The organism is Variovorax fucosicus, assembly GCF_030316825.1.
Taxonomy (GTDB): Bacteria; Pseudomonadota; Gammaproteobacteria; order Burkholderiales; family Burkholderiaceae_C; genus Variovorax; species Variovorax fucosicus.
Map to the genome: position 1 here is coordinate 974,201 of NZ_JASZYU010000001.1, position 18,851 is coordinate 993,051.

Annotated in this window: 16 protein-coding genes; 11 read left to right on the top strand and 5 right to left on the bottom strand. The window is 67.3% G+C overall.

Going from position 1 to position 18,851, the window contains the following annotated elements; all coding sequences use genetic code 11:
- Positions 1 to 15: 15 nt before the first annotated feature.
- The 4 genes from QTI05_RS04605 (at position 16) to QTI05_RS04620 (ending at position 4,513) form a co-directional block, all read left to right on the top strand.
- Positions 16 to 915 (top strand): 5'-nucleotidase, encoded by a 900-nt coding sequence (locus tag QTI05_RS04605; protein ID WP_286623084.1) that lies wholly within the window; start codon positions 16 to 18, stop codon positions 913 to 915.
- A gap of 71 nt (positions 916 to 986) precedes the next feature.
- Complete coding sequence (gene argG / locus QTI05_RS04610) at positions 987 to 2,315, top strand: argininosuccinate synthase (RefSeq protein WP_286623085.1); 1,329 nt, start codon at positions 987 to 989, stop codon at positions 2,313 to 2,315.
- A gap of 60 nt (positions 2,316 to 2,375) precedes the next feature.
- Complete coding sequence (locus tag QTI05_RS04615; RefSeq protein ID WP_286623086.1) at positions 2,376 to 4,175, top strand: ABC transporter ATP-binding protein/permease; 1,800 nt, start codon at positions 2,376 to 2,378, stop codon at positions 4,173 to 4,175.
- Complete coding sequence (locus QTI05_RS04620) at positions 4,172 to 4,513, top strand: antibiotic biosynthesis monooxygenase family protein (protein ID WP_286623088.1); 342 nt, start codon at positions 4,172 to 4,174, stop codon at positions 4,511 to 4,513. The genes QTI05_RS04615 and QTI05_RS04620 overlap by 4 nt, the downstream gene beginning before the upstream one ends.
- On the opposite strand, the gene queC is transcribed toward QTI05_RS04620, so the two are convergent.
- Positions 4,474 to 5,193 carry a 7-cyano-7-deazaguanine synthase QueC gene (queC, locus tag QTI05_RS04625; protein WP_286623090.1) on the bottom strand — a complete coding sequence of 240 codons (720 nt, stop codon included), beginning with the start codon at positions 5,191 to 5,193 and terminating at the stop codon, positions 4,474 to 4,476. The genes QTI05_RS04620 and queC overlap by 40 nt on opposite strands.
- Positions 5,194 to 5,278: 85 nt before the next feature.
- Here queC and QTI05_RS04630 point away from each other — a divergent pair, with 85 nt between their 5' ends.
- Entirely contained in the window at positions 5,279 to 5,689 is a 411-nt protein-coding gene (locus QTI05_RS04630; RefSeq protein ID WP_286623091.1) for a DUF2177 family protein, read from the top strand.
- A gap of 46 nt (positions 5,690 to 5,735) precedes the next feature.
- Positions 5,736 to 6,839: an acyltransferase family protein gene (locus QTI05_RS04635; protein ID WP_286623092.1), complete on the top strand. Its 1,104-nt coding sequence runs from the start codon at positions 5,736 to 5,738 to the stop codon at positions 6,837 to 6,839.
- Here the strand turns inward: QTI05_RS04635 and QTI05_RS04640 are convergent.
- Positions 6,836 to 7,306 carry a cyanophycin metabolism-associated DUF1854 family protein gene (locus QTI05_RS04640; protein ID WP_286623093.1) on the bottom strand — a complete coding sequence of 157 codons (471 nt, stop codon included), beginning with the start codon at positions 7,304 to 7,306 and terminating at the stop codon, positions 6,836 to 6,838. The two genes, QTI05_RS04635 and QTI05_RS04640, sit on opposite strands and share 4 nt — an antisense overlap.
- On the bottom strand, positions 7,303 to 9,582 hold the full coding sequence (locus tag QTI05_RS04645; protein WP_286623095.1) for a cyanophycin metabolism-associated ABC transporter: 2,280 nt from the start codon (positions 9,580 to 9,582) through the stop codon (positions 7,303 to 7,305). Before QTI05_RS04645 ends, QTI05_RS04640 begins: the two co-directional genes overlap by 4 nt.
- A gap of 127 nt (positions 9,583 to 9,709) precedes the next feature.
- On the opposite strand from QTI05_RS04645, the gene QTI05_RS04650 reads away from it, so the two are divergent.
- From QTI05_RS04650 to QTI05_RS04670, 5 genes are all read left to right on the top strand, one after another.
- Complete coding sequence (locus QTI05_RS04650) at positions 9,710 to 11,950, top strand: cyanophycin synthetase (RefSeq protein ID WP_286623097.1); 2,241 nt, start codon at positions 9,710 to 9,712, stop codon at positions 11,948 to 11,950.
- A 3-nt stretch (positions 11,951 to 11,953) separates the two neighbouring features.
- Positions 11,954 to 14,521 (top strand): cyanophycin synthetase, encoded by a 2,568-nt coding sequence (cphA, locus tag QTI05_RS04655; RefSeq protein ID WP_286623099.1) that lies wholly within the window; start codon positions 11,954 to 11,956, stop codon positions 14,519 to 14,521.
- A gap of 245 nt (positions 14,522 to 14,766) precedes the next feature.
- Positions 14,767 to 15,168 carry a hypothetical protein gene (locus QTI05_RS04660; RefSeq protein WP_286541788.1) on the top strand — a complete coding sequence of 134 codons (402 nt, stop codon included), beginning with the start codon at positions 14,767 to 14,769 and terminating at the stop codon, positions 15,166 to 15,168.
- 31 nt (positions 15,169 to 15,199) lie between these two features.
- Entirely contained in the window at positions 15,200 to 15,577 is a 378-nt protein-coding gene (locus QTI05_RS04665; protein ID WP_286541787.1) for a hypothetical protein, read from the top strand.
- Positions 15,578 to 15,682: 105 nt separating this feature from the next.
- The gene (locus QTI05_RS04670) at positions 15,683 to 15,934 is read left to right on the top strand and encodes a hypothetical protein (RefSeq protein WP_286541786.1); all 252 of its coding nucleotides are present in this window, start codon (positions 15,683 to 15,685) and stop codon (positions 15,932 to 15,934) included.
- A 111-nt stretch (positions 15,935 to 16,045) separates the two neighbouring features.
- Here QTI05_RS04670 and QTI05_RS04675 read toward each other — a convergent pair whose 3' ends face one another.
- Both QTI05_RS04675 and QTI05_RS04680 read right to left on the bottom strand, forming a co-directional pair.
- A complete protein-coding gene (locus QTI05_RS04675; protein ID WP_286541785.1) occupies positions 16,046 to 16,978 on the bottom strand; it encodes a dihydrodipicolinate synthase family protein in 933 nt (310 codons plus the stop codon).
- 127 nt (positions 16,979 to 17,105) lie between these two features.
- Positions 17,106 to 18,842 carry an IlvD/Edd family dehydratase gene (locus QTI05_RS04680; protein ID WP_286541784.1) on the bottom strand — a complete coding sequence of 579 codons (1,737 nt, stop codon included), beginning with the start codon at positions 18,840 to 18,842 and terminating at the stop codon, positions 17,106 to 17,108.
- Positions 18,843 to 18,851 lie beyond the last annotated feature (9 nt).

The window sequence follows — 18,851 nt, forward strand, 5'->3', positions numbered from 1 at the left end:
GCTCAGGGTGCACGCATGCCGGTGACGCTGGGGGACAAGCTGGTCGTCGCGATCTCCTCGCGCGCCCTGTTCAACCTCGAAGAAGAGAACCGCTTGTTCGAATCGGGCGACCCTGAGGGCTACATGCGGCTGCAGTTCGAGCGGCTCGATGTGCCGGCGCAGCCGGGCATCGCCTACTCGCTGGTGCAGAAGTTGTTGCGCTTCAACGAGGACGGCACCGAGCGGGTCGAGGTCGTGATCCTGTCGCGCAACGACCCGGTGTCGGGCATGCGCGTGTTCCGCTCCGGCGGCGCGGCCGGCATCAAGCTGCAACGCGGTGTTTTCACGCAGGGGCGGCCGCCGTATGGTTATTTGCGGCCACTGGGTGCGCACCTGTTCCTCTCGGTCAATGCCGAAGACGTGCGCGAGGCGCTGAATGCGGGCTTTCCGGCGGCGCGCGTGCTGGTCGAGTCGGTCAAGGCCAGCGATGCATACCCGAACGAAGTGCGCATCGCCTTCGACGGCGACGCGGTGCTGTTCAGCGACGAAGCCGAGCGCGTATTCCAGGCCGAAGGGCTCGACGCATTCCAGTTGCACGAATCGAGCAAGGCAGCGCTGCCGTTGCCGGGCGGCCCGTTCAAGCCGCTGCTGGCCGCGCTGCACCGGTTGCAGTTGGCCGGCAATGCCCAGATGCGCATCCGCACCGCGCTGGTCACGGCGCGCAGCGCACCGGCCCACGAGCGCGCGATCCGCACGCTGATGAACTGGAACATCCGGGTCGACGAAGCGATGTTCCTCGGCGGCCTGCCCAAAGGCGAGTTCTTGCGCGAGTTCGAACCCGATTTCTTCTTCGACGACCAGACCGGCCACGTCGATGCGGCGGCGCGCCATGTGCCTTCCGGGCACGTATCGAGCGGCGTCAGCAACCCGCGCTGAAAAAGCACCGAAAATACGCGGTCCCCGTTTTTTCCCCTCATTGCGCCGTGGCTCGCCCGGCCCACTTGTCCATGTCCACCATCCTCCAGCACATCCCCACCGGCCAGAAGGTCGGCATCGCGTTCTCCGGCGGCCTCGACACCAGCGCCGCGCTGCTCTGGATGAAGCAGAAGGGCGCCCTGCCCTACGCCTACACCGCCAACCTCGGCCAGCCCGACGAGCCCGACTACGAGGAGATCCCGCGCAAGGCCACGCAGTACGGCGCCGAAGCCGCCCGCCTGATCGACTGCCGCACGCAACTGGTCAATGAAGGCATCGCCGCGCTGCAGTCGGGCGCCTTCCACATCTCCACCGCGGGCATCACCTACTTCAACACCACGCCGATCGGCCGTGCGGTCACCGGCACGATGCTGGTCGCGGCAATGAAGGACGACGACGTCAACATCTGGGGCGACGGCAGCACCTACAAGGGCAACGACATCGAGCGCTTCTACCGCTACGGCCTGCTCACCAACCCGGCGCTCAAGATCTACAAGCCCTGGCTCGACCAGCTCTTCATCGACGAGCTCGGCGGCCGCGCCGAAATGTCGGCTTTCATGACGCAGCACGGCTTCGGCTACAAGATGTCGGCCGAAAAGGCCTACTCGACCGACTCCAACATGCTCGGCGCCACGCACGAGGCCAAGGATCTGGAACACCTGTCGAGCGGCATGAAGATCGTGCAGCCGATCATGGGTGTGGCGTTCTGGAAAGACGACGTGGTCGTCAAAACCGAAGAAGTCTCCGTGCGCTTCGAGGAAGGCGTGCCGGTCGCGCTGAACGGCAAGACCTTTGCCAATTCCGTCGATCTGCTGATGGAAGCCAACCGCATCGGCGGCCGCCACGGCCTGGGCATGAGCGACCAGATCGAAAACCGCATCATCGAGGCCAAGAGCCGCGGCATCTACGAGGCGCCCGGCCTCGCGCTGCTGTTCATCGCCTACGAACGCCTGGTGACCGGCATCCACAACGAAGACACCATCGAGCAATACCGCATGAACGGCCTGAAACTCGGCCGCCTGCTCTACCAGGGCCGCTGGTTTGATCCGCAGGCGATCATGCTGCGCGAAACCGCGCAGCGCTGGGTGGCCAGCGCGATCACCGGCGAGGTGACCCTCGAGCTGCGCCGCGGCAACGACTATTCGCTGCTCAACACCGATTCGCCCAACCTCACCTACAAGCCCGAGCGGCTGAGCATGGAAAAGGTCGAAGGCGCGTTCTCGCCGCAAGACCGCATCGGCCAGCTCACGATGCGCAACCTCGACATCGTCGACACACGCGACAAGCTCATGGCGTACACCCGCACCGGCCTGCTGGCGCCCGGCTCGACGCCGGTGCTGCCGAAGCCGAAGGGGGACTGAGCGGCCATCCGCTTCAGCGCCGCCTAAGGGAGGCAGCGCCGCCGACGCTACGATCGGCAGATGGCCCCTTCCACTGCGCTCTCGCAAACCCAGTCCTTCCTCGCCACCCTGCGCCGCGTTTGGCGCCTCGCGGCGCCGTACTTCCGATCCGAGGAAAAGTGGAAGGCGCGCGGCCTTCTGCTGTGCGTGGTGGTACTGAACCTCGGCACGGTTTACGTCACGGTGCTCATCAACGACTGGAGCCGCGTCTTCTACGACGCCCTGCAGGCCAAGAACCAGCCAGTGTTCTGGACGCAGCTGCTGCGCTTTACCTACATTGCGATGGCGGGCATTCTGGTGGCCGTGCTCAAGTTCTACCTCACGCAGTTGCTGCAGGTTCGCTGGCGGGCATGGATGACGCGCAGCTATATGGCGCGCTGGATGGCGCACCACACCTTCTACCGGCTGGAACTCGCACGCTATGCCAAGCCCGCGGCCGGTTCAGGCGCGCAACCGGTCAATCCCGACAACCCCGACCAGCGCCTCCAGGAGGACATGCATCTTTTCACCGCCAGCACGGTGTCGCTGTCGATGGGCATCCTGAACTCGGTCGTGACGCTGGTCACCTTCATCGGCATCCTGTGGTCACTGTCGGGCCCGCTCTCCTTCACGCTGGCCGGGCACGCCTTCAACATCCCTGGCTACATGGTCTGGGTGGCCGTGCTGTATTGCGTCGTCGGCACCACCATCACGCACTTCATCGGTCGCTCGCTGATCGGCCTCAATTTTCGCCAGCAACGTTTCGAGGCCGACTTCCGCCATCACTTGGTGCGCGTGCGCGAGCACAGCGAGGCGATCGCACTGGATCGCGGGGAGACGGTCGAGCATGCACAGCTCGATACTCGGTTTTCGAGCGTGCTGCGCAACTACCTCGCGCTGGTTCGGCAGCAAAAGAACCTGGTGGCTTTCACCGCCTCCTTCGCCCAGTTGTCGGTGGTGTTCCCGTTCTTCCTGGCGGCGCCGCGCTTCTTCAGCGGCGCGATCCAGTTCGGTGAGCTGATGCAGATCTCGCGCACCTTTAGCACGGTGCAGGATGCGCTGTCGTGGTTCGTCGAAAACTACGACAGCGTGGCCGCCTGGCGTGCCACCGCCGACCGGCTCACGAGCTTCGACGACGCGATGCAGGCGCATGCCAAGCCGGACGGCGCGCTGGTGCGCGGGCACATGGACAACGCCCTCGCAACGAGGGATCTCGACGTGACCCTGCCGGACGGTACGCCGCTGCTGGCCGGCGCGGCGCTGGCGGTGCAGCCCGGTGACACGGTGCTGTTGCAAGGGCCTTCGGGCAGTGGCAAGTCGACCCTGTTCCGCGCTTTCGCTGGCATCTGGCCCTTCGCGCGCGGGCACGTCAACGTGCCGGGCAACGCGATGTTCATTCCGCAGCGGCCCTACGTGCCGGACGGCACCCTGCGTGATGCCCTGGCCTACCCGAACCCCGCTGCCGACTACAGCGACGAGGCGCTGAAGAAAGCGCTCGCCGACGCCCTGCTGCCCGACTTGGCCGGCCGGCTCGACGACAGCGACGCGTGGAGTCAGAAGCTTTCGGGCGGGGAACAGCAGCGCCTTGCGATCGCGCGGGTGCTGCTCAAGAAGCCGGCCTGGCTGTTCGCCGACGAAGCCACCAGCGCACTCGATGCCGAGGCCGAGAGCACCCTGTACAAACGGCTCGCGGCGACCGTGCATTCCGCCGGCGGCGCCATGGTGTCGATCGCGCACCGGGCCGCCGTGGCCGACCACCACCGACAGCGCTGGACGCTCGTGCCGGAGGCCGAAGGCGCGCCGGCCCGCTACCGCCTGCGCATTGAAGGAGCCTCCGCATGACCATCGCCGACACGCCCGAGCCGCCCTACTACGCCGTGATCTTCAGCTCGCTGCGCACCGACGGCGACAACGGCTATGGCGCCATGGCCGAGCGCATGGACGCGCTCGCGGCACAGCAGCCGGGCTACCTCGGCGTCGAGTCGGCCCGGGAAGGCCTCGGCATCACGGTGAGCTACTGGCGCGACCTCGCCTCGATCCGTGCCTGGAAGGCCAACGCCGAGCACCTGGTCGCGCAGCAGACCGGTCGCAGCACCTGGTACACCGACTACAAGACGCGCATTTGCAAGGTCGAGCGCGACTACGGCCTCGACGACGCGTTCGCTTCGCGCACCGAATAGCGCTCCCAGCCCCGCTGGCGCAGTTCGCAGGCCGGACAGGTGCCACAGCCATAGCCCCAGGCATGGCGATGCACGCGGTCGCCGAGGTAGCAGGTGTGGGTGTCTTCGACGATCAGGTCGATCAACGGCTGGCCGCCGAGCGAATCGGCGAGCCGCCAGGTGTCGGCCTTGTCGATCCACATCAGCGGCGTCTCGATCAGCAGGCGCCGCTCCAGCCCGAGCGACAGCGCGAGTTGCATCGCCTTCATGGTGTCGTCGCGGCAGTCCGGATAGCCCGAGAAGTCGGTTTCGCAGACGCCGGTGACGATCACCTGCAGCCCGCGGCGATAGGCCAGCGCACCGGCGAGCGTGAGGAACAGCAGGTTGCGTCCCGGCACGAAGGTGTTGGGCAAGCCGTCCGCCTGCATCGCGAACGCCACCTCGTCGGTGAGCGAGGAGCCACCGAGCTGGTGCAACGCGTCGAGCGTGAGCGTGTGGTCTTCGCCAAGCCGCGGCGCCCAGGCCGGAAAGCGCTCGCGCAGGTGGGCCAGCACCACGCCGCGCATGTCGAGCTCGACGCGGTGGCGCTGGCCGTAGTCGAAGCCGAGCGTTTCCACGCGTTCGTATTTGGAGAGCGCCTGGGCCAGGCAGGTGGTGGAGTCCTGCCCGCCGGAAAACAGGACAAGGGCGGTCGTGTGCATCGGAAGTTTCGGTCTGGAAAAGCCGCTGTAGGCCAAGCGCGCAAGTTTCGCAGCATCCCCCGGTTCGGTCGCTACGATCCGGCGCATGACCACCCGATACCTGCTGGCTTGGGCCGCCACCTTCATTGCAATGATCGCGATCGACCTGCTCTGGCTGGGCGTGATCGCCAAGGGGCTGTACCAGCAGGGCATGGGCAATCTGATGGCGCCGCAGCCGCGGCTCGCAGTTGCCGCGCTGTTCTACCTGATGTACCCGGTCGGGCTGGTGATCTTCGCGGTGCTGCCCGGGATGGCGGCGGACAGCCTCGCGCGTGCGGCACTGCTGGGCGCGCTGTTCGGCCTGTTCGCGTACGGCACCTACGACCTGACCAACCTCGCCGCGGTGCGCGGCTGGCCGGTCGGCCTGTCGTTGATCGACATGGCCTGGGGCACGTTCGTCAGTGGCGTCTCTGCAACAGCGGGGCTCGCCGCATTGCGCTGGATCAGTTCGCGCTGACCGCTTCCGGGGAAAATCAAGGCCTCTTTGGGAAGAGGCTGATCGAATGCGCGCAAGTGGGTCGCAAGGCGACCACGACAAGTTTCTGGAGACACGGAGTTTCGCAGCCCTGGACGGCTTGCGTGCCGTTTCCGTTTTTCTCGTCTTCACCTTTCATTTCGGTGGACCGGCCTGGGCCAAGCTCTCCGGCTGGCTGGGTGTCTACGCCTTTTTTGTTCTCTCCGGCTTTCTGATCACCACGCTGCTGCTGCGCGAACACGATGCCACCGGCGGCGTGTCGCTGAAGGCGTTCTACATCCGCCGCAGTACGCGGATCCTGCCGCTCTACTTGCTCGTCTACCTTGTTGTGCTGGCCCAGAGCTGGTTTGCGCAGGGCGAACCGTGGGCGCAGATGAAGGCGGCAACGCCGTACTACCTCACTTTCCTGAACGAGTTCGCCGACCTTGCGCCGCTCCACATGACGTGGACGCTGGGCGTGGAATGGAAGTACTACCTGGTGTGGCCGCTGCTGTTCGCGCTGCTCGGCACCACGGTCGCGTCACGCTTCGCCACGGCCCTTGGCTGCGTGATGGTGCTGGTGGCGATCTGGCTCAGCCACATCCCGCCGGCCTGGTTCTCGCCCTGGCATTACCTGGGCATGCTGATCGGCTCGCTGGTGGCCATCGCGATGCACACGCGCAGCACCTTTCGCTGGGCGCGCGCACTGATGCGCGATGGGGTGGCCCTCGCCATCGCGCTGGCGCTGTTCGTGATGCACCGCAAGTCGGTCGTCATCGCCAAGCACCTCGGCGAGCCGCAGATGATTGCCCTCTACACCGTGCTGGTGGGGCTGTTGCTGCCATCGCTGGTGGCGCGCACCGGCATCGGCCGGGTGTTGTCCCGGCAGTTCCTCGTTTTCATCGGGCAACGGTCGTACGCGATGTACCTGGTTCAGTACCTGGCAGCCCAGGCCCTCATTGCCGTGCTGCCCGGCACGGTGGCGGGGCCGCTGCTGCTCGGCGGCGCGTTCGTGCTGGCGCTGGCCGTGTCGGATGTTCTCTTCCGCGGGTTCGAGAAGCCGTTGACGCAATGGGGTCACCGGTGGGCGAAGGCGGCCAGGCAGCAACCCACGCTGGAGCCAGGCAACTCGCGCTTTCGGCCGCTTTCCTAGAGAAAGCGCTCCAGCAACCTGCGCGAGCCGCGGTCCAGCGCCTTGACATCGGGAATGCGGAACTGCACGCCATGTGCGCTGCCGATCAGCAGCGCGCCGCCTTCCAGCCGGCGGATATCTTCCTCGGCCTTCAGCACGAATTCGGTCTCGCCGCGATCGGTGCTCACATGCCAGGTGCTCGGCACGCCAAAGCTCGACACGCGGTGCAGCTTCTGGAGGATCGGTGCGAAGTCGCGCGCCGCCAGGTCGGCATCGAGGGTGGCGCGCATGGCCGCCGGCAACTGGTCGATGCGGTCGATCCAGACCTGCTCACGCCCGTCGCTGCCGACCAGCGAAAGCCCCTGATCCGGCGCCGTCAGGGGAAACGCGCGAACCGGCACGATGCCCACATGGCGCTCGCCTTCGGCGTCGATCAGCACCAGCCGTCCGAAGTCGTCGCGCTCGAGTTGAAAGTTCGTCGTCATCATGCTTCCCCCGCCGGATGCGCCGCATGGGTGTGCAGCACGGCCGCGACCGCGCTGCGCTCGGCGGCTGCCGCGTCGGCGTCTTCCTCGTCGGCCTGCCGCAGCTGGGCCTGGTAGAGCCGCCAGTAGGCGCCCTGCTTCTCCATGAGTGCGTCGTGCGGCCCGACCTCGACCACCTCGCCGCGGTCCATCACCACGAGACGGTCCGCCTTGCGCAGCGTCGACAGGCGGTGCGCGATCGCGATCGTGGTGCGGCCCTTCACCAGGTTGTCGAGCGCCTTCTGGATTTCTTTCTCGGTCTCGGTGTCGACCGCCGAGGTGGCCTCGTCGAGGATCAGGATGCGCGGGTCGATCAGCAGCGCCCTTGCGATGCTGATGCGCTGGCGCTCCCCGCCCGAAAGACCCTGGCCGCGTTCGCCCACCAGCGAGTCGTAGCCGTGCGGGAGGCGCAGGATGAAGTCGTGTGCATGGGCCGCGCGGGCCGCCGCAACGATCTCCTCGCGCGTCGCTTCGGGCTTGCCGTAGGCGATGTTCTGCGCGATGGTGCCGAAGAACAAAAAGGGCTCCTGCAGCACCAGGCCGACATGGCGCCGGTAATCGGCCACGGCGAAGCGGCGAATGTCGGTGCCGTCGACCTTGATGGCGCCGTCGGTCACGTCGTAGAAGCGGCAGATCAGGTTGACCAGGGTGCTCTTGCCCGAGCCGCTGTGGCCGACCAGGCCGATCATCTCGCCGGGGCGGATCGTCAGGTCGAGGTCCCGGATCACGGCGCGCGAGCCGTAGCGAAAGCCCAGGCCCTTCATCTCGATCTGCCCCTGCAACTGCTCGACCTTGACCGGATTCGCCGGCTCCGGCACGTTGCTCACGTGGTCGAGGATGTCGAAGATGCGCTTGGCGCCGGCGGCGGCCTTCTGCGTGACCGAGACGATGCGGCTCATCGAATCCAGGCGCGTGTAGAAGCGCCCGATGTAGGCGATGAAGGCCGTCAGCACCCCGACCGTGATGCGCCCGCGCGCCACCTGCCAGATGCCGAAGCCCCAGACCACGAGCAAGCCGATCTCGGTGAGCAGCGACACGCTCGGCGTGAACAGCGACCAGGTCTTGTTGAGCTTGTCGTTGACCTGGAGGTTGTATTTGTTGGCTTCGCGGAAGCGGTCGGCCTCGCGCTTTTCCTGCGCAAAGGCCTTCACCACGCGGATGCCCGGAATGGTGTCGGCCAGCACGTTGGTGACCTCGCTCCAGACGCGGTCGATCTTCTCGAAGCCGGTGCGCAGCCGGTCGCGCACGACATGGATCATCCAGGCGATGAAAGGCAGCGGCACCAGGGTGACCACCGCCAGCAGCGGGTTGATCGACACCAGGATCACCGCGGTCATCGCGATCATCAGCACGTCGGTGAGGAAGTCGAGCGCGTGCAGCGACAGGAACACGTTGATGCGGTCGGTTTCGGAGCCGATGCGCGCCATCAGGTCGCCGGTTCGCTTGCCGCCGAAATAGTCGAGCGGCAGCGTCAGCAAGTGCTCGTAGGTGGTGGTGCGCAGATCGGCGCCGATGCGCTCGGACACCAGCGCCAGCAGGTAGGTGCGGGCCCAGCCGAGCGCCCAGCCGGCCAGCGCCGACGCCAGCAGCGCCGTGAGGAACATCGCGACCTTGCCGACCGCAATCTGCTGCCCGTTCTGGAACGGGATCAGGATGTCGTCCATCAGCGGGATGGTCAGATAAGGCGGCACCAGCGTCGCCGCGGTCGACGCCAGCGTCAGCAGGAAGCCGGCAATCAGTTGCTTGCGGTAGGGTCGGGCGAAACGGCCCAGACGCAGCAGCACCCAGGTCGACGGCGGGGTTTGCGCTTCGGTTTCACCAGCCGCGATGTCTTCGCGCTCGGCCGCGTCGGCCGCGTCGGCTGTCACCTGCGCGACGCTGGCCGAGCGCTGCTCGAACAGCTTGAGCAGCCGCAACGCCGCCGTCTGGTGCACCAAGGTGTAACGCCAGCGCGCCAGAAGACCCTGCGCACCGGTCAGATCGAGGGTCCCGACGCCCGCGTGGTCGTGCAAATGCAGCGCCAGCCCGGATTCGGCGAGCGGCCAGTCGTGCCACCCACCGGCGGTGTCGCGCGCGATCAGGCGGGTTTCGGTCAGCGCCAGCAAACCGTCTGCAAACAGAAGTTCGGCGTCGAGGTCAACCGCGAGCGTGGCCAGAACGTTTTCCGCGACTGTGAGCCGGCTTTTCAGAGCCGCCCCTGCTTCGCCCTCCGGGGTGCCGACTGGATCGTGATGTTGCATTGTGTTTCTGTGTCTCTGGCCCACTGCAGGCCCCCTCATGGCACCCGACGGGCGCCGATTCTGACCGATGACAATGGACGTGCTTGAGAGCGCGTCCGTGCTCGGTCAAAGCACATCGAACGTTTCCATGACCCATTTCGACGACATCCAGCTGCTGCGCACCCACTATTTGCGTGGCCCGAACCTCTGGACCTACCGCCCCGTGCTCGAAGTCTGGCTCGATCTGGGCCGCCTCGAGGACTTCCCTTCCAACCTGATTCCGGGCTTCACAGACCGCCTGACCACGCTGCTGCCGGCGCTGATCGAGCATCACTGCGGCGTCGGTGAGCGCGGCGGCTTCATCCAGCGCCTGAATGAGGGCACCTGGGCCGGCCATGTGCTCGAGCACGTGGTGATCGAGCTGCTCAACCTGGCCAGCATGCCGACCGGCTTCGGCCAGACCCGCAGTACCTCGCGGCATGGCGTCTACCGCATGGTGTTCCGCGCGCGCGACGAGCAGGTTGCCCGCGCGGCGCTGACCGAAGGCCACCGCCTGCTGATGGCCGCCATCAACAACGACCCGTTCGATGCCGCCGAAGTGCAGCGCGCGGTCGACGCAGTCAAGGCCAAGGTCGAAGACTGCTACCTCGGGCCCAGCACCGCCTGCATCGTCAGCGCGGCCACCGATCGCGGCATTCCGCACATGCGGCTGAACAACGGCAACCTGGTGCAACTGGGCTACGGCGCCAACCAGCAGCGCATCTGGACGGCCGAGACCGACTACACCAGCGCCATCGGCGAATCGATCGCGAGCGACAAGGAGCTCACCAAGTCGCTGCTCGCCAGCTGCGGCGTGCCGGTGCCCGAAGGCCAGGTCGTGGCCACGGCCGCGGAAGCCTGGGAAGCGGCCGAAGACATCGGCCTGCCGGTGGTCGTGAAGCCGTCCGACGCCAACCATGGCCGCGGCGTCTCGCTCGAGCTGCATACGCGCGAAGAGGTCGAGGCCGCCTTCGCAGTGGCCGAGCCCGAAGGCAGCGACGTGATGGTCGAGCGCTTCATCCGCGGCTCCGAGCACAGGCTGCTGGTGGTCGGCGGCCAGGTGGTTGCGGCCGCGCGCGGCGAGATCATCACCGTCACCGGCGACGGCAAGGCCACCGTGAGCGCGCTGATCGACAGCCAGCTCAACAGCGACCCGCGCCGCGGCGTCGAAGAGGAATTTCCGCTCGATTTCATCGATGCCGCGACCGACGCCAAGCTGCAGCTCGAGCTGCAGCGCCAGAAACTCGACGCTGCAGCCGTACCGGAGGCGGGCCGCGTCGTCACGATCCAGCGCAACGGCAACCTCGGCGTCGACTGCACCGACCAGGTCCATCCCGAAGTCGCGCATGCGGCGACGCTGGCCGCCCGGGTCGTGGGACTCGACATCGCCGGCATCGACCTGGTTGCCCAGGACATCTCCCGGCCGCTCGCCGCGCAGGGCGCCGCGATCGTCGAAGTCAACGCCGGCCCCGGCCTGCTGATGCACCTGAAGCCGGCGGTCGGTTCGCCGCGCCCGGTGGGCCGTGCGATCTGCGACCACCTGTTTCCGGACGACGCTCCGGGCCGCATTCCGGTGGTCGGCGTGGCCGGCTCGCAGGACACGGCCGTGCTGGCGCGGCTGGTCGCCTGGCTCCTCAATCTGGGCGGCCGCCATACCGGCCTGGCCTGCCGCGACGGCCTGTTCCTCGAACGCCGCCGCGTCGACGCGCGCAGCAGCGCCAACTGGGAAGCCGGCCACCGCCTGCTGGTGAACCGCGCGGTGCAGGCGGTGGTGATCGAGAACGGCGCCGAAACCATCCTGCGCGACGGCCTGGCCTACGACCGCTGCGAAGTCGGCATCGTGACCGACCTCGAAGGCGCAGGCGCGCTGGCCGAATACGACATCACCGAGAGCGACCAGCTGGTGAAGGTGCTGCGCACCCAGGTCGACGTGGTGCTGCCCGAAGGCACGGCCGTGCTCAACGCGGCCGACCCGCGCGTGGCCGGCCTGGCGCCGCTGTGCGACGGCGCCGTGATCCTCTACGCGTCCGACGCGACTGCGCCAGCGCTGGAGCCCCATCAAGCCGCCGGCGGCAAGGCCGTGCTGGTGCGGCAAGACCGCGTGGTGCTGGCCAATGGCAGCAGCGAATCGTTCCTGCCCGGCCTGGGCCGACTCACGGTCTGGCGCGCCAACCATGCGGGCGTGAGCATCGACAGCCTGCTGGCCGCCGTGGCCGCCGCCTGGGCGCTCGGCATCCCGCTCAACCTGATCGGCGCTGGCGTCGAAGCCTTCGAATCCGACCTGCACGCCGCGCTCGCGTCGCTGCAGCTGTCGCAAACCATTCCCTCGCCGGACAAACAACTCGCCTGATCCATGGAAGTCACCCGCATCCGCGCCCTGCGTGGCCCGAATCTCTGGAGCCGCCACACGGCCATCGAAGCCATCGTGGCCTGCCGCGGCGACGAAAACGCCGTACCGAAACTGCCCGGCTTCGAAGCGCGGCTGCGCGCGCTGTTCCCGATGATCGGCGAACTGCACCCGATCGTGCTGGGCCAGCCGCTGGCGCTCGCCCACGTGCTCGAAAACGCGGCCATGGCGCTGCAGACGCAGGCCGGCTGCCAGGTGAGCTTCGGCCACACGGCGCCCACCCCCGAAGAAGGCGTCTACCAGGTCACCGTCCAGTACACCGAAGAGGCCGTTGGCCGGCTCGCACTGAAGCAGGCCGAACAACTGATCGAGGCCGCGCTCAACAACACGGCTTTCGATCCCATCGCCGCCATCACCGAACTGCGCGACCTCGACGAATCGGAGCGCCTGGGCCCGAGCACGGGCTCGATCGTCGACGCCGGTGTGGCGCGCGGCATCCCCTACCGCCGGCTCACCAGCGGCAGCCTGGTGCAGTTCGGCTGGGGCGCCAAGCAGCGCCGCATCCAGGCGGCCGAGATCGACAGCACCAGCGGCGTGGCCGAGTCGATCGCGCAGGACAAGGAACTCACCAAGCAGTTGCTGAATGCCGCCGGCGTGCCGGTACCGCTGGGCCGGCCGGTGGCCGACGCCGACGACGGCTGGGCCGCCGCACTGGAGATTGGTCTGCCCGTGGTGGTGAAGCCGCAGGACGGCAACCAGGGCAAGGGCGTCACCGTCAACATCACGACGCGGGAGCAATTGACTGCGGCCTGCGAGTCCGCCGCCCGGTACGGCGAAGTGATGGTCGAGAAGTTCTTGCCAGGCTTCGACTTCCGCCTGCTGGTGGTTGGCGACAAGCTCGTCGCGGCGGCGCGACGCGATCCGCCACAGGTGATCGGCGACGGCCGCAGCACGGTGCGCCAGCTGGTCGAAACGGTAAACCTCGACCCGCGCCGCGGCGAAGGCCATGCCACCTCGCTCACCAAGATCCGGCTCGACGACATCGCGATCGGCCGGCTCGAGGCCCAGGGCCTGACCCCTGACAGCGTGCCCACGCGCGGCCAGCGCGTGGTGCTGCGCAACAACGCGAACCTCTCGACCGGCGGCAGCGCCACCGACGTGACCGACACCGTGCACCCCGAGATCGCGGCGCGCGCGGTCGACGCGGCGCAGATGGTCGGCCTGCACATCTGCGGTGTCGACATGGTGTGCGAGAACGTGCTGCGCCCACTCGAAGAGCAGCATGGCGGCGTGGTCGAGGTCAACGCGGCGCCCGGGCTGCGCATGCACATTTCGCCCTCGTTCGGACGCGGCCGTGCGGTCGGCGAGGCCGTGATCGACACCCTGTTCGCGGCCGGCGACGACGGCCGCATCCCGGTGGTCGCCGTGACCGGCACCAACGGCAAGACCACCACGGCGCGGCTCATCAACCATCTGCTCGCCTCGAGCGGCCTGCGCACCGGCATGACCAACACCGATGGCGTGTGGGTCGATGGCCGCCAGACCGACAGCGGCGACTGCAGCGGCCCCAAGAGCGCGCGCAACGTGCTGATGCATCCCGATGTGGATGCGGCCGTGTTCGAAGTGGCGCGCGGCGGGGTGCTGCGCGAAGGGTTGGGCTTCGACCGCTGCCAGGTGGCGGTGGTCACCAATGTGGGCAGCGGCGACCATCTCGGCCTGAACTACATCACGACGGTGGAAGACCTGGCCGTGCTCAAGCGCGTGATCGTGCGCAACGTGGCCAGCGACGGCTACGCGGCGCTCAACGCCGCCGACCCGAACGTGGCCGCGATGGCGACCGGCTGCCCCGGCAGCGTGATCTTCTTCGCCGCCGATCGCCAGCATCCGGTGATGGCCACGCACCGCGCCCAGGGCAAGCGCACGGTGTACGTCGACAACGACGTGCTGGTGGCGGCCGAAGGCTCGTGGCGCGAGCGCGTGCCGCTGCGCGACGTGCCGATCACGCGCAATGGCACGCTGCCGTTCCAGGTCGAGAACGTGATGGCGGCGGTGGCCGCGGGCTGGGCCGTGGGCCTCGACTGGGACACCATTCGCAGCGGCCTGTCGAGTTTCATGAACGATCCGGCCGGCGTGCCCGGCCGCTTCAACGTGATGGAGTTCCGTGGCGCGACCGTGATCGCCGATTACGGCCACAACACCGACGCCATGAAGGCACTGGTCGCCGCCGTGGACACCATGCCGGCGAACAAGCGCTCGGTGGTGATCAGCGGCGCCGGCGACCGGCGCGACTGCGACATCCGCGACCAGACCGCGATCCTCGGCGAAGCCTTCGACGACGTGATCCTCTACCAGGACGCGGCCCAGCGCGGCCGCGCCGACGGCGAGGTGATGGCGTTGCTGCGCCAGGGCCTGCAGGGCGCGCGCCGCACGCAGCAGATCGACGAGATCCGCGGCGAATTCATCGCGATCGACGCCGCCCTCGAGCGGCTGCAACCGGGCGACCTGTCGCTGATCCTCGTGGATCAGGTCGAAGAAGCCCTGGCGCACCTGGCCAAACGCATCGCGGCTGGCTGACGCTTCGTTTTTAAGCCCGAAATCGGACGCCAACGCCCGCCTGCCGGGCGTCTGAAGCTATCTTTTCGATAGCAGATCAAGCGCAACCGGAAACTTGGAGGCGGCGCTGTCCGACATCGATCCCCGCGTCAGGAGGGCCGATGACGCCCGGCCGTCCCACAGCCGCTGCCGCCGTCGGGGGCCATATTGGTGATCCAGCGGGCCAATGCCCGCTTCGCTTTCATCCATATGAAGAGGAAACGCCCATGAAAACAACTCGAACATTTGCGTCGGCCGCGCTGACGGCGCTGGCTTGCCTGTCCTTCTCCGCCGGCGCACAGACCAGTGCGCCGCCGGGATCGGCCGCCCGCATGCAAAGCGAGCGCGCGACCTGCGACGGGGTGCTGCAGGACAAGGCGGCCTGCCTGCGCGAAGCGGGTGCGGCGCGTCAGGAAGCCGGCCGTAGCGGCCTGACCAGCGCCGGCCCGGGCGGCAACGAATCGAACGCGATGGCGCGCTGCCAATTGCAGCCGCCGGCCGATCGTGCCGACTGCGAGGCGCGCCTGCGGGGTGCTCCCGGCAGCACCACGACGACCAGTGGCAGCGTCATGGGCGGCGGCGTGATCCGCGAAACCGTGACGCCGCTGCCGGCCACGCCCGCGCGTTGATGCGATGCCCATCGATCGAAAGGAGCACACCATGTTCAGATTGACCCATTCGGCCCTCGCCCTTGTGTTGGCAGCGGGTGCCGTCACCACTGCTACCGCGGCCACGCCGCGCGGCGGTTCCGCCACATATCAACAGGAACTCGCGGTCTGCGGCCATATCCAGCAGGATCGCGCCGCCTGTATCCGTGAGGCCGGCGCTGCGCGCCAGGCTGCCGCAACAGGCCAGTTGACCAGCGCGCCGGACTATCGGCAGAACGCGCTGGCCCGCTGCCAGTTGCAACCGGTCAGCGACCGCGGCGCGTGCGAGGCGCGCGTCATGGGCACCGGTGATACCGGTATTCAGGGCAGCGTGCTGGGCGGTGGGCTGATCCGCGAAACGGTTACGCCGATTCCTGCGCCGCTGCAATAAGAGCGGCGGTGTTGTGGGGGCTGGGGCTGTCACGGGACTGTCATAAAACTCCGGCGACTGCTAGCTATAGTTCTCGATTCATTTCGTCAATCGAGGTAACTCCCCATGAACGCCATCAAGGCCGCACGTCGCTTCATCGAAGCGGATTCGGACAACGAATCCGCGAAGATCCTGGCCCGGCTGGTGTTGGCGCTGGAGTCGGAGCGCAGCTTCGAACTCGTGACGCTCTACGGCCTCGACTACAAGAGCTTCCAGCTGGCCATCGAGATCCTGCAGGAATGGCGCCTGGATCGCTACTACGCAAGCAAGTCGAAGCTCTACGACATCTCGCTGCAGGTGGACGAACTCGAAAGCTGATAGCGCAGTCGGGTTCGGCCACGGGTAGGCCGCTGGCTGGGGGACATTCGCGGAGCAGCGTGCCCCGCCGCCCTGAGCCCGCCCTGAACCCGCCCCGGAACGACGAAGGCGTTACCTACCCCAGCGCAACACCAACGGATCGAGCCGCCGCGCCGTCTCCAGCAGGCCGGCGCGCGTCTCCGGATGCATCGGCGGCAGCGGATGGCGCGGTGCCTCGCATGCAATCACGCCGCCCTCTTTCATCAGCGTCTTGGCGGCAAGCAACCCGGCCTGCCGATTTTCGTAGTTGATCAGCGGCAGCCACTGCTGATACAGCGCAAAGGCCTTGTCACGATCGCCCTGGCGGTGCGCTTCGATGATCGGGCGAATGCCGTCGGGGAAACCGCCACCGGTCATCGAGCCGGTCGCACCTGCATCGAGGTCAGGCATCAGCGTGATCGCCTCCTCGCCGTCCCACGGGCCTTCGATGGCCTCTCCACCAAGCCGGATCAGTTCGCGCAACTTGGACGCCGCACCCGCCGTTTCGATCTTGAAGTACGCGACGTGTTCGATCTCGGTCGCCATGCGCGCCAGGAACGGCGCCGACAGCACCGTGCCTGCGGCCGGAGCGTCCTGGATCATGATCGGAATGTCGATCGCATCCGAAAGACGCGCGTAGAACTCCTCGATCTTCGGCTCGGGCACGCGGAAGGTCGCGCCGTGGTAGGGCGGCATCACCATCACCATCGCCGCGCCCATGTCCTGCGCACGGCGGCTGCGCGCGGCGCAGACGGTGGTTGAGAAGTGCGTGGTCGTCACGATCACTGGCACGCGCCCGGCCACATGTTCGAGCGCCATGCGGGTCAACACTTCGCGTTCGTCGTCGGACAGCAGGAACTGCTCCGAGAAATTGGCAAGGATGCAGAGCCCGTCGGAGCCGGCATCGATCATGAAATCGATACAGCGCTTCTGGCTTTCGAGATCCAGCTCGCCCGATTCGGTGAAGATGGTCGGCACCACCGGAAAGATGCCGCGGTATCTGGGATTGGAAAGGCTGTGGTTCATGGTTGGGCAGTGCTTTTAAATGGGGGCTTTTCAAGAACACCGCGGAACCGGCTTAGCCGGGCCGCAGGTGTTGCCCCCGGTAGGGGGTTGGCGAAGCGACACGAAGTGCGCGAAGCCTGGGGGCGAGCTAATGCGAATGGCGTGGAACGTCGGCGCCGCGGCAGCCGACGAGGAAGTCGAAGTCGCAGCCTTCGTCGGCCTGCAGCACATGCTCGACATACAGGCGCTGGTAGCCGCCGCGCTGCGGCGCAATCGTGGCTGCCACGGCGCGCAAACGCTCCGCGAGTTCGGCGTCGCTGATGTCCAGGTGCAGGCGCCCCGCTTCGCAGTCGAGCTCGATCCAGTCGCCATCGCGCACCGCTGCGAGCGGCCCGCCGTCCGCCGCCTCGGGCGCCACGTGCAGCACCACGGTGCCGTAGGCGGTGCCGCTCATGCGCGCGTCGGAAATGCGCACCATGTCCTTGATGCCCTGCCGCAGCAGCTTAGGCGGCAAGCCCATGTTGCCGACCTCGGCCATGCCGGGGTAGCCCTTGGGCCCGCAGTGCTTCATGACCAGCACCGAGTTCGCGTCGACGTCGAGGTTCTCGTCGACGATGCGTTCCTTGTAGTGCTCCAGGTTCTCGAACACGACCGCGCGGCCGCGGTGCTTGAGCAGTTCGGGCGACGCGGCCGAGGGCTTGAGCACCGCCCCGCGCGGCGACAGGTTGCCGCGCAGGATGCAGATGCCGCCGTCCGCGATCAGCGGCTTGTCGAGCGGGCGGATCACCTCGTCGTTGTAGCTGGGCGCCTCGCGCACGTTGTCCCAGAGTGAGCGGCCATTGACGGTGAGCGCATCCGGATGCGGCAGCAAGCCGTGCTCGCCAAGGCGGCGCAGCACCGCCGGCAGCCCGCCGGCGTAGTAGAACTCTTCCATCAGGAAGCGGCCTGAAGGCTGCAGGTCGACCAGCGTCGGTGTGCCGCGGCCGATGCGCGTCCAGTCCTCGAGTTCGAGCGGCACACCGATGCGGCCTGCAATCGCCTTCAGATGAATCACCGCATTGGTCGACCCGCCGATCGCGGCGTTGACGCGGATGGCGTTCTCGAAGGCTTCGCGCGTGAGCACCTTCGACAGCGTCAGCCCTTCGCGCACCATCTCGACCGCGCGCATGCCCGACATGTGGGCCAGCACATAGCGGCGCGCATCGACCGCGGGAATCGCTGCGTTGTGCGGCAGCGAGGTGCCGAGCGCCTCGGCCATGCAGGCCATGGTGGAGGCGGTGCCCATCGTGTTGCAGGTGCCGGCAGAGCGCGACATGCCGGCCTCGGCCGAAAGAAACTGGTGCACGTCGATCTCGCCGGCCTTGAGCGACTCGTGCAGGCGCCACACGGCCGTGCCCGAGCCGATGTCCTTGCCGTCGAGCTTGCCGTTGAGCATCGGGCCGCCGGTGACGACGATGGCCGGCACGTCGCAGCTCGCCGCGCCCATCAGCAGCGCGGGCGTGGTCTTGTCGCAGCCAGTGAGCAGCACCACGCCGTCGATCGGGTTGCCGCGGATCGCCTCCTCCACATCCATGCTCGCGAGGTTGCGCGTGAGCATGGCGGTCGGCCGCAGGTTCGATTCGCCATTGGAAAACACCGGGAATTCGACCGGGAAACCGCCCGCTTCGTAGATGCCGCGCTTGACGTGTTCGGCAATCTTGCGGAAGTGCGCGTTGCAGGGCGTCAACTCCGACCATGTGTTGCAGATGCCGATGACCGGGCGCCCGTCGAATTCGTGATCGGGAATGCCCTGGTTCTTCATCCAGCTGCGGTACATGAAGCCGTTCTTGTCGGCCGAGCCGAACCATGCGGCCGAACGCAGTTTTTTGGGGGAGGTGTCCGTCATGCGGGAGTC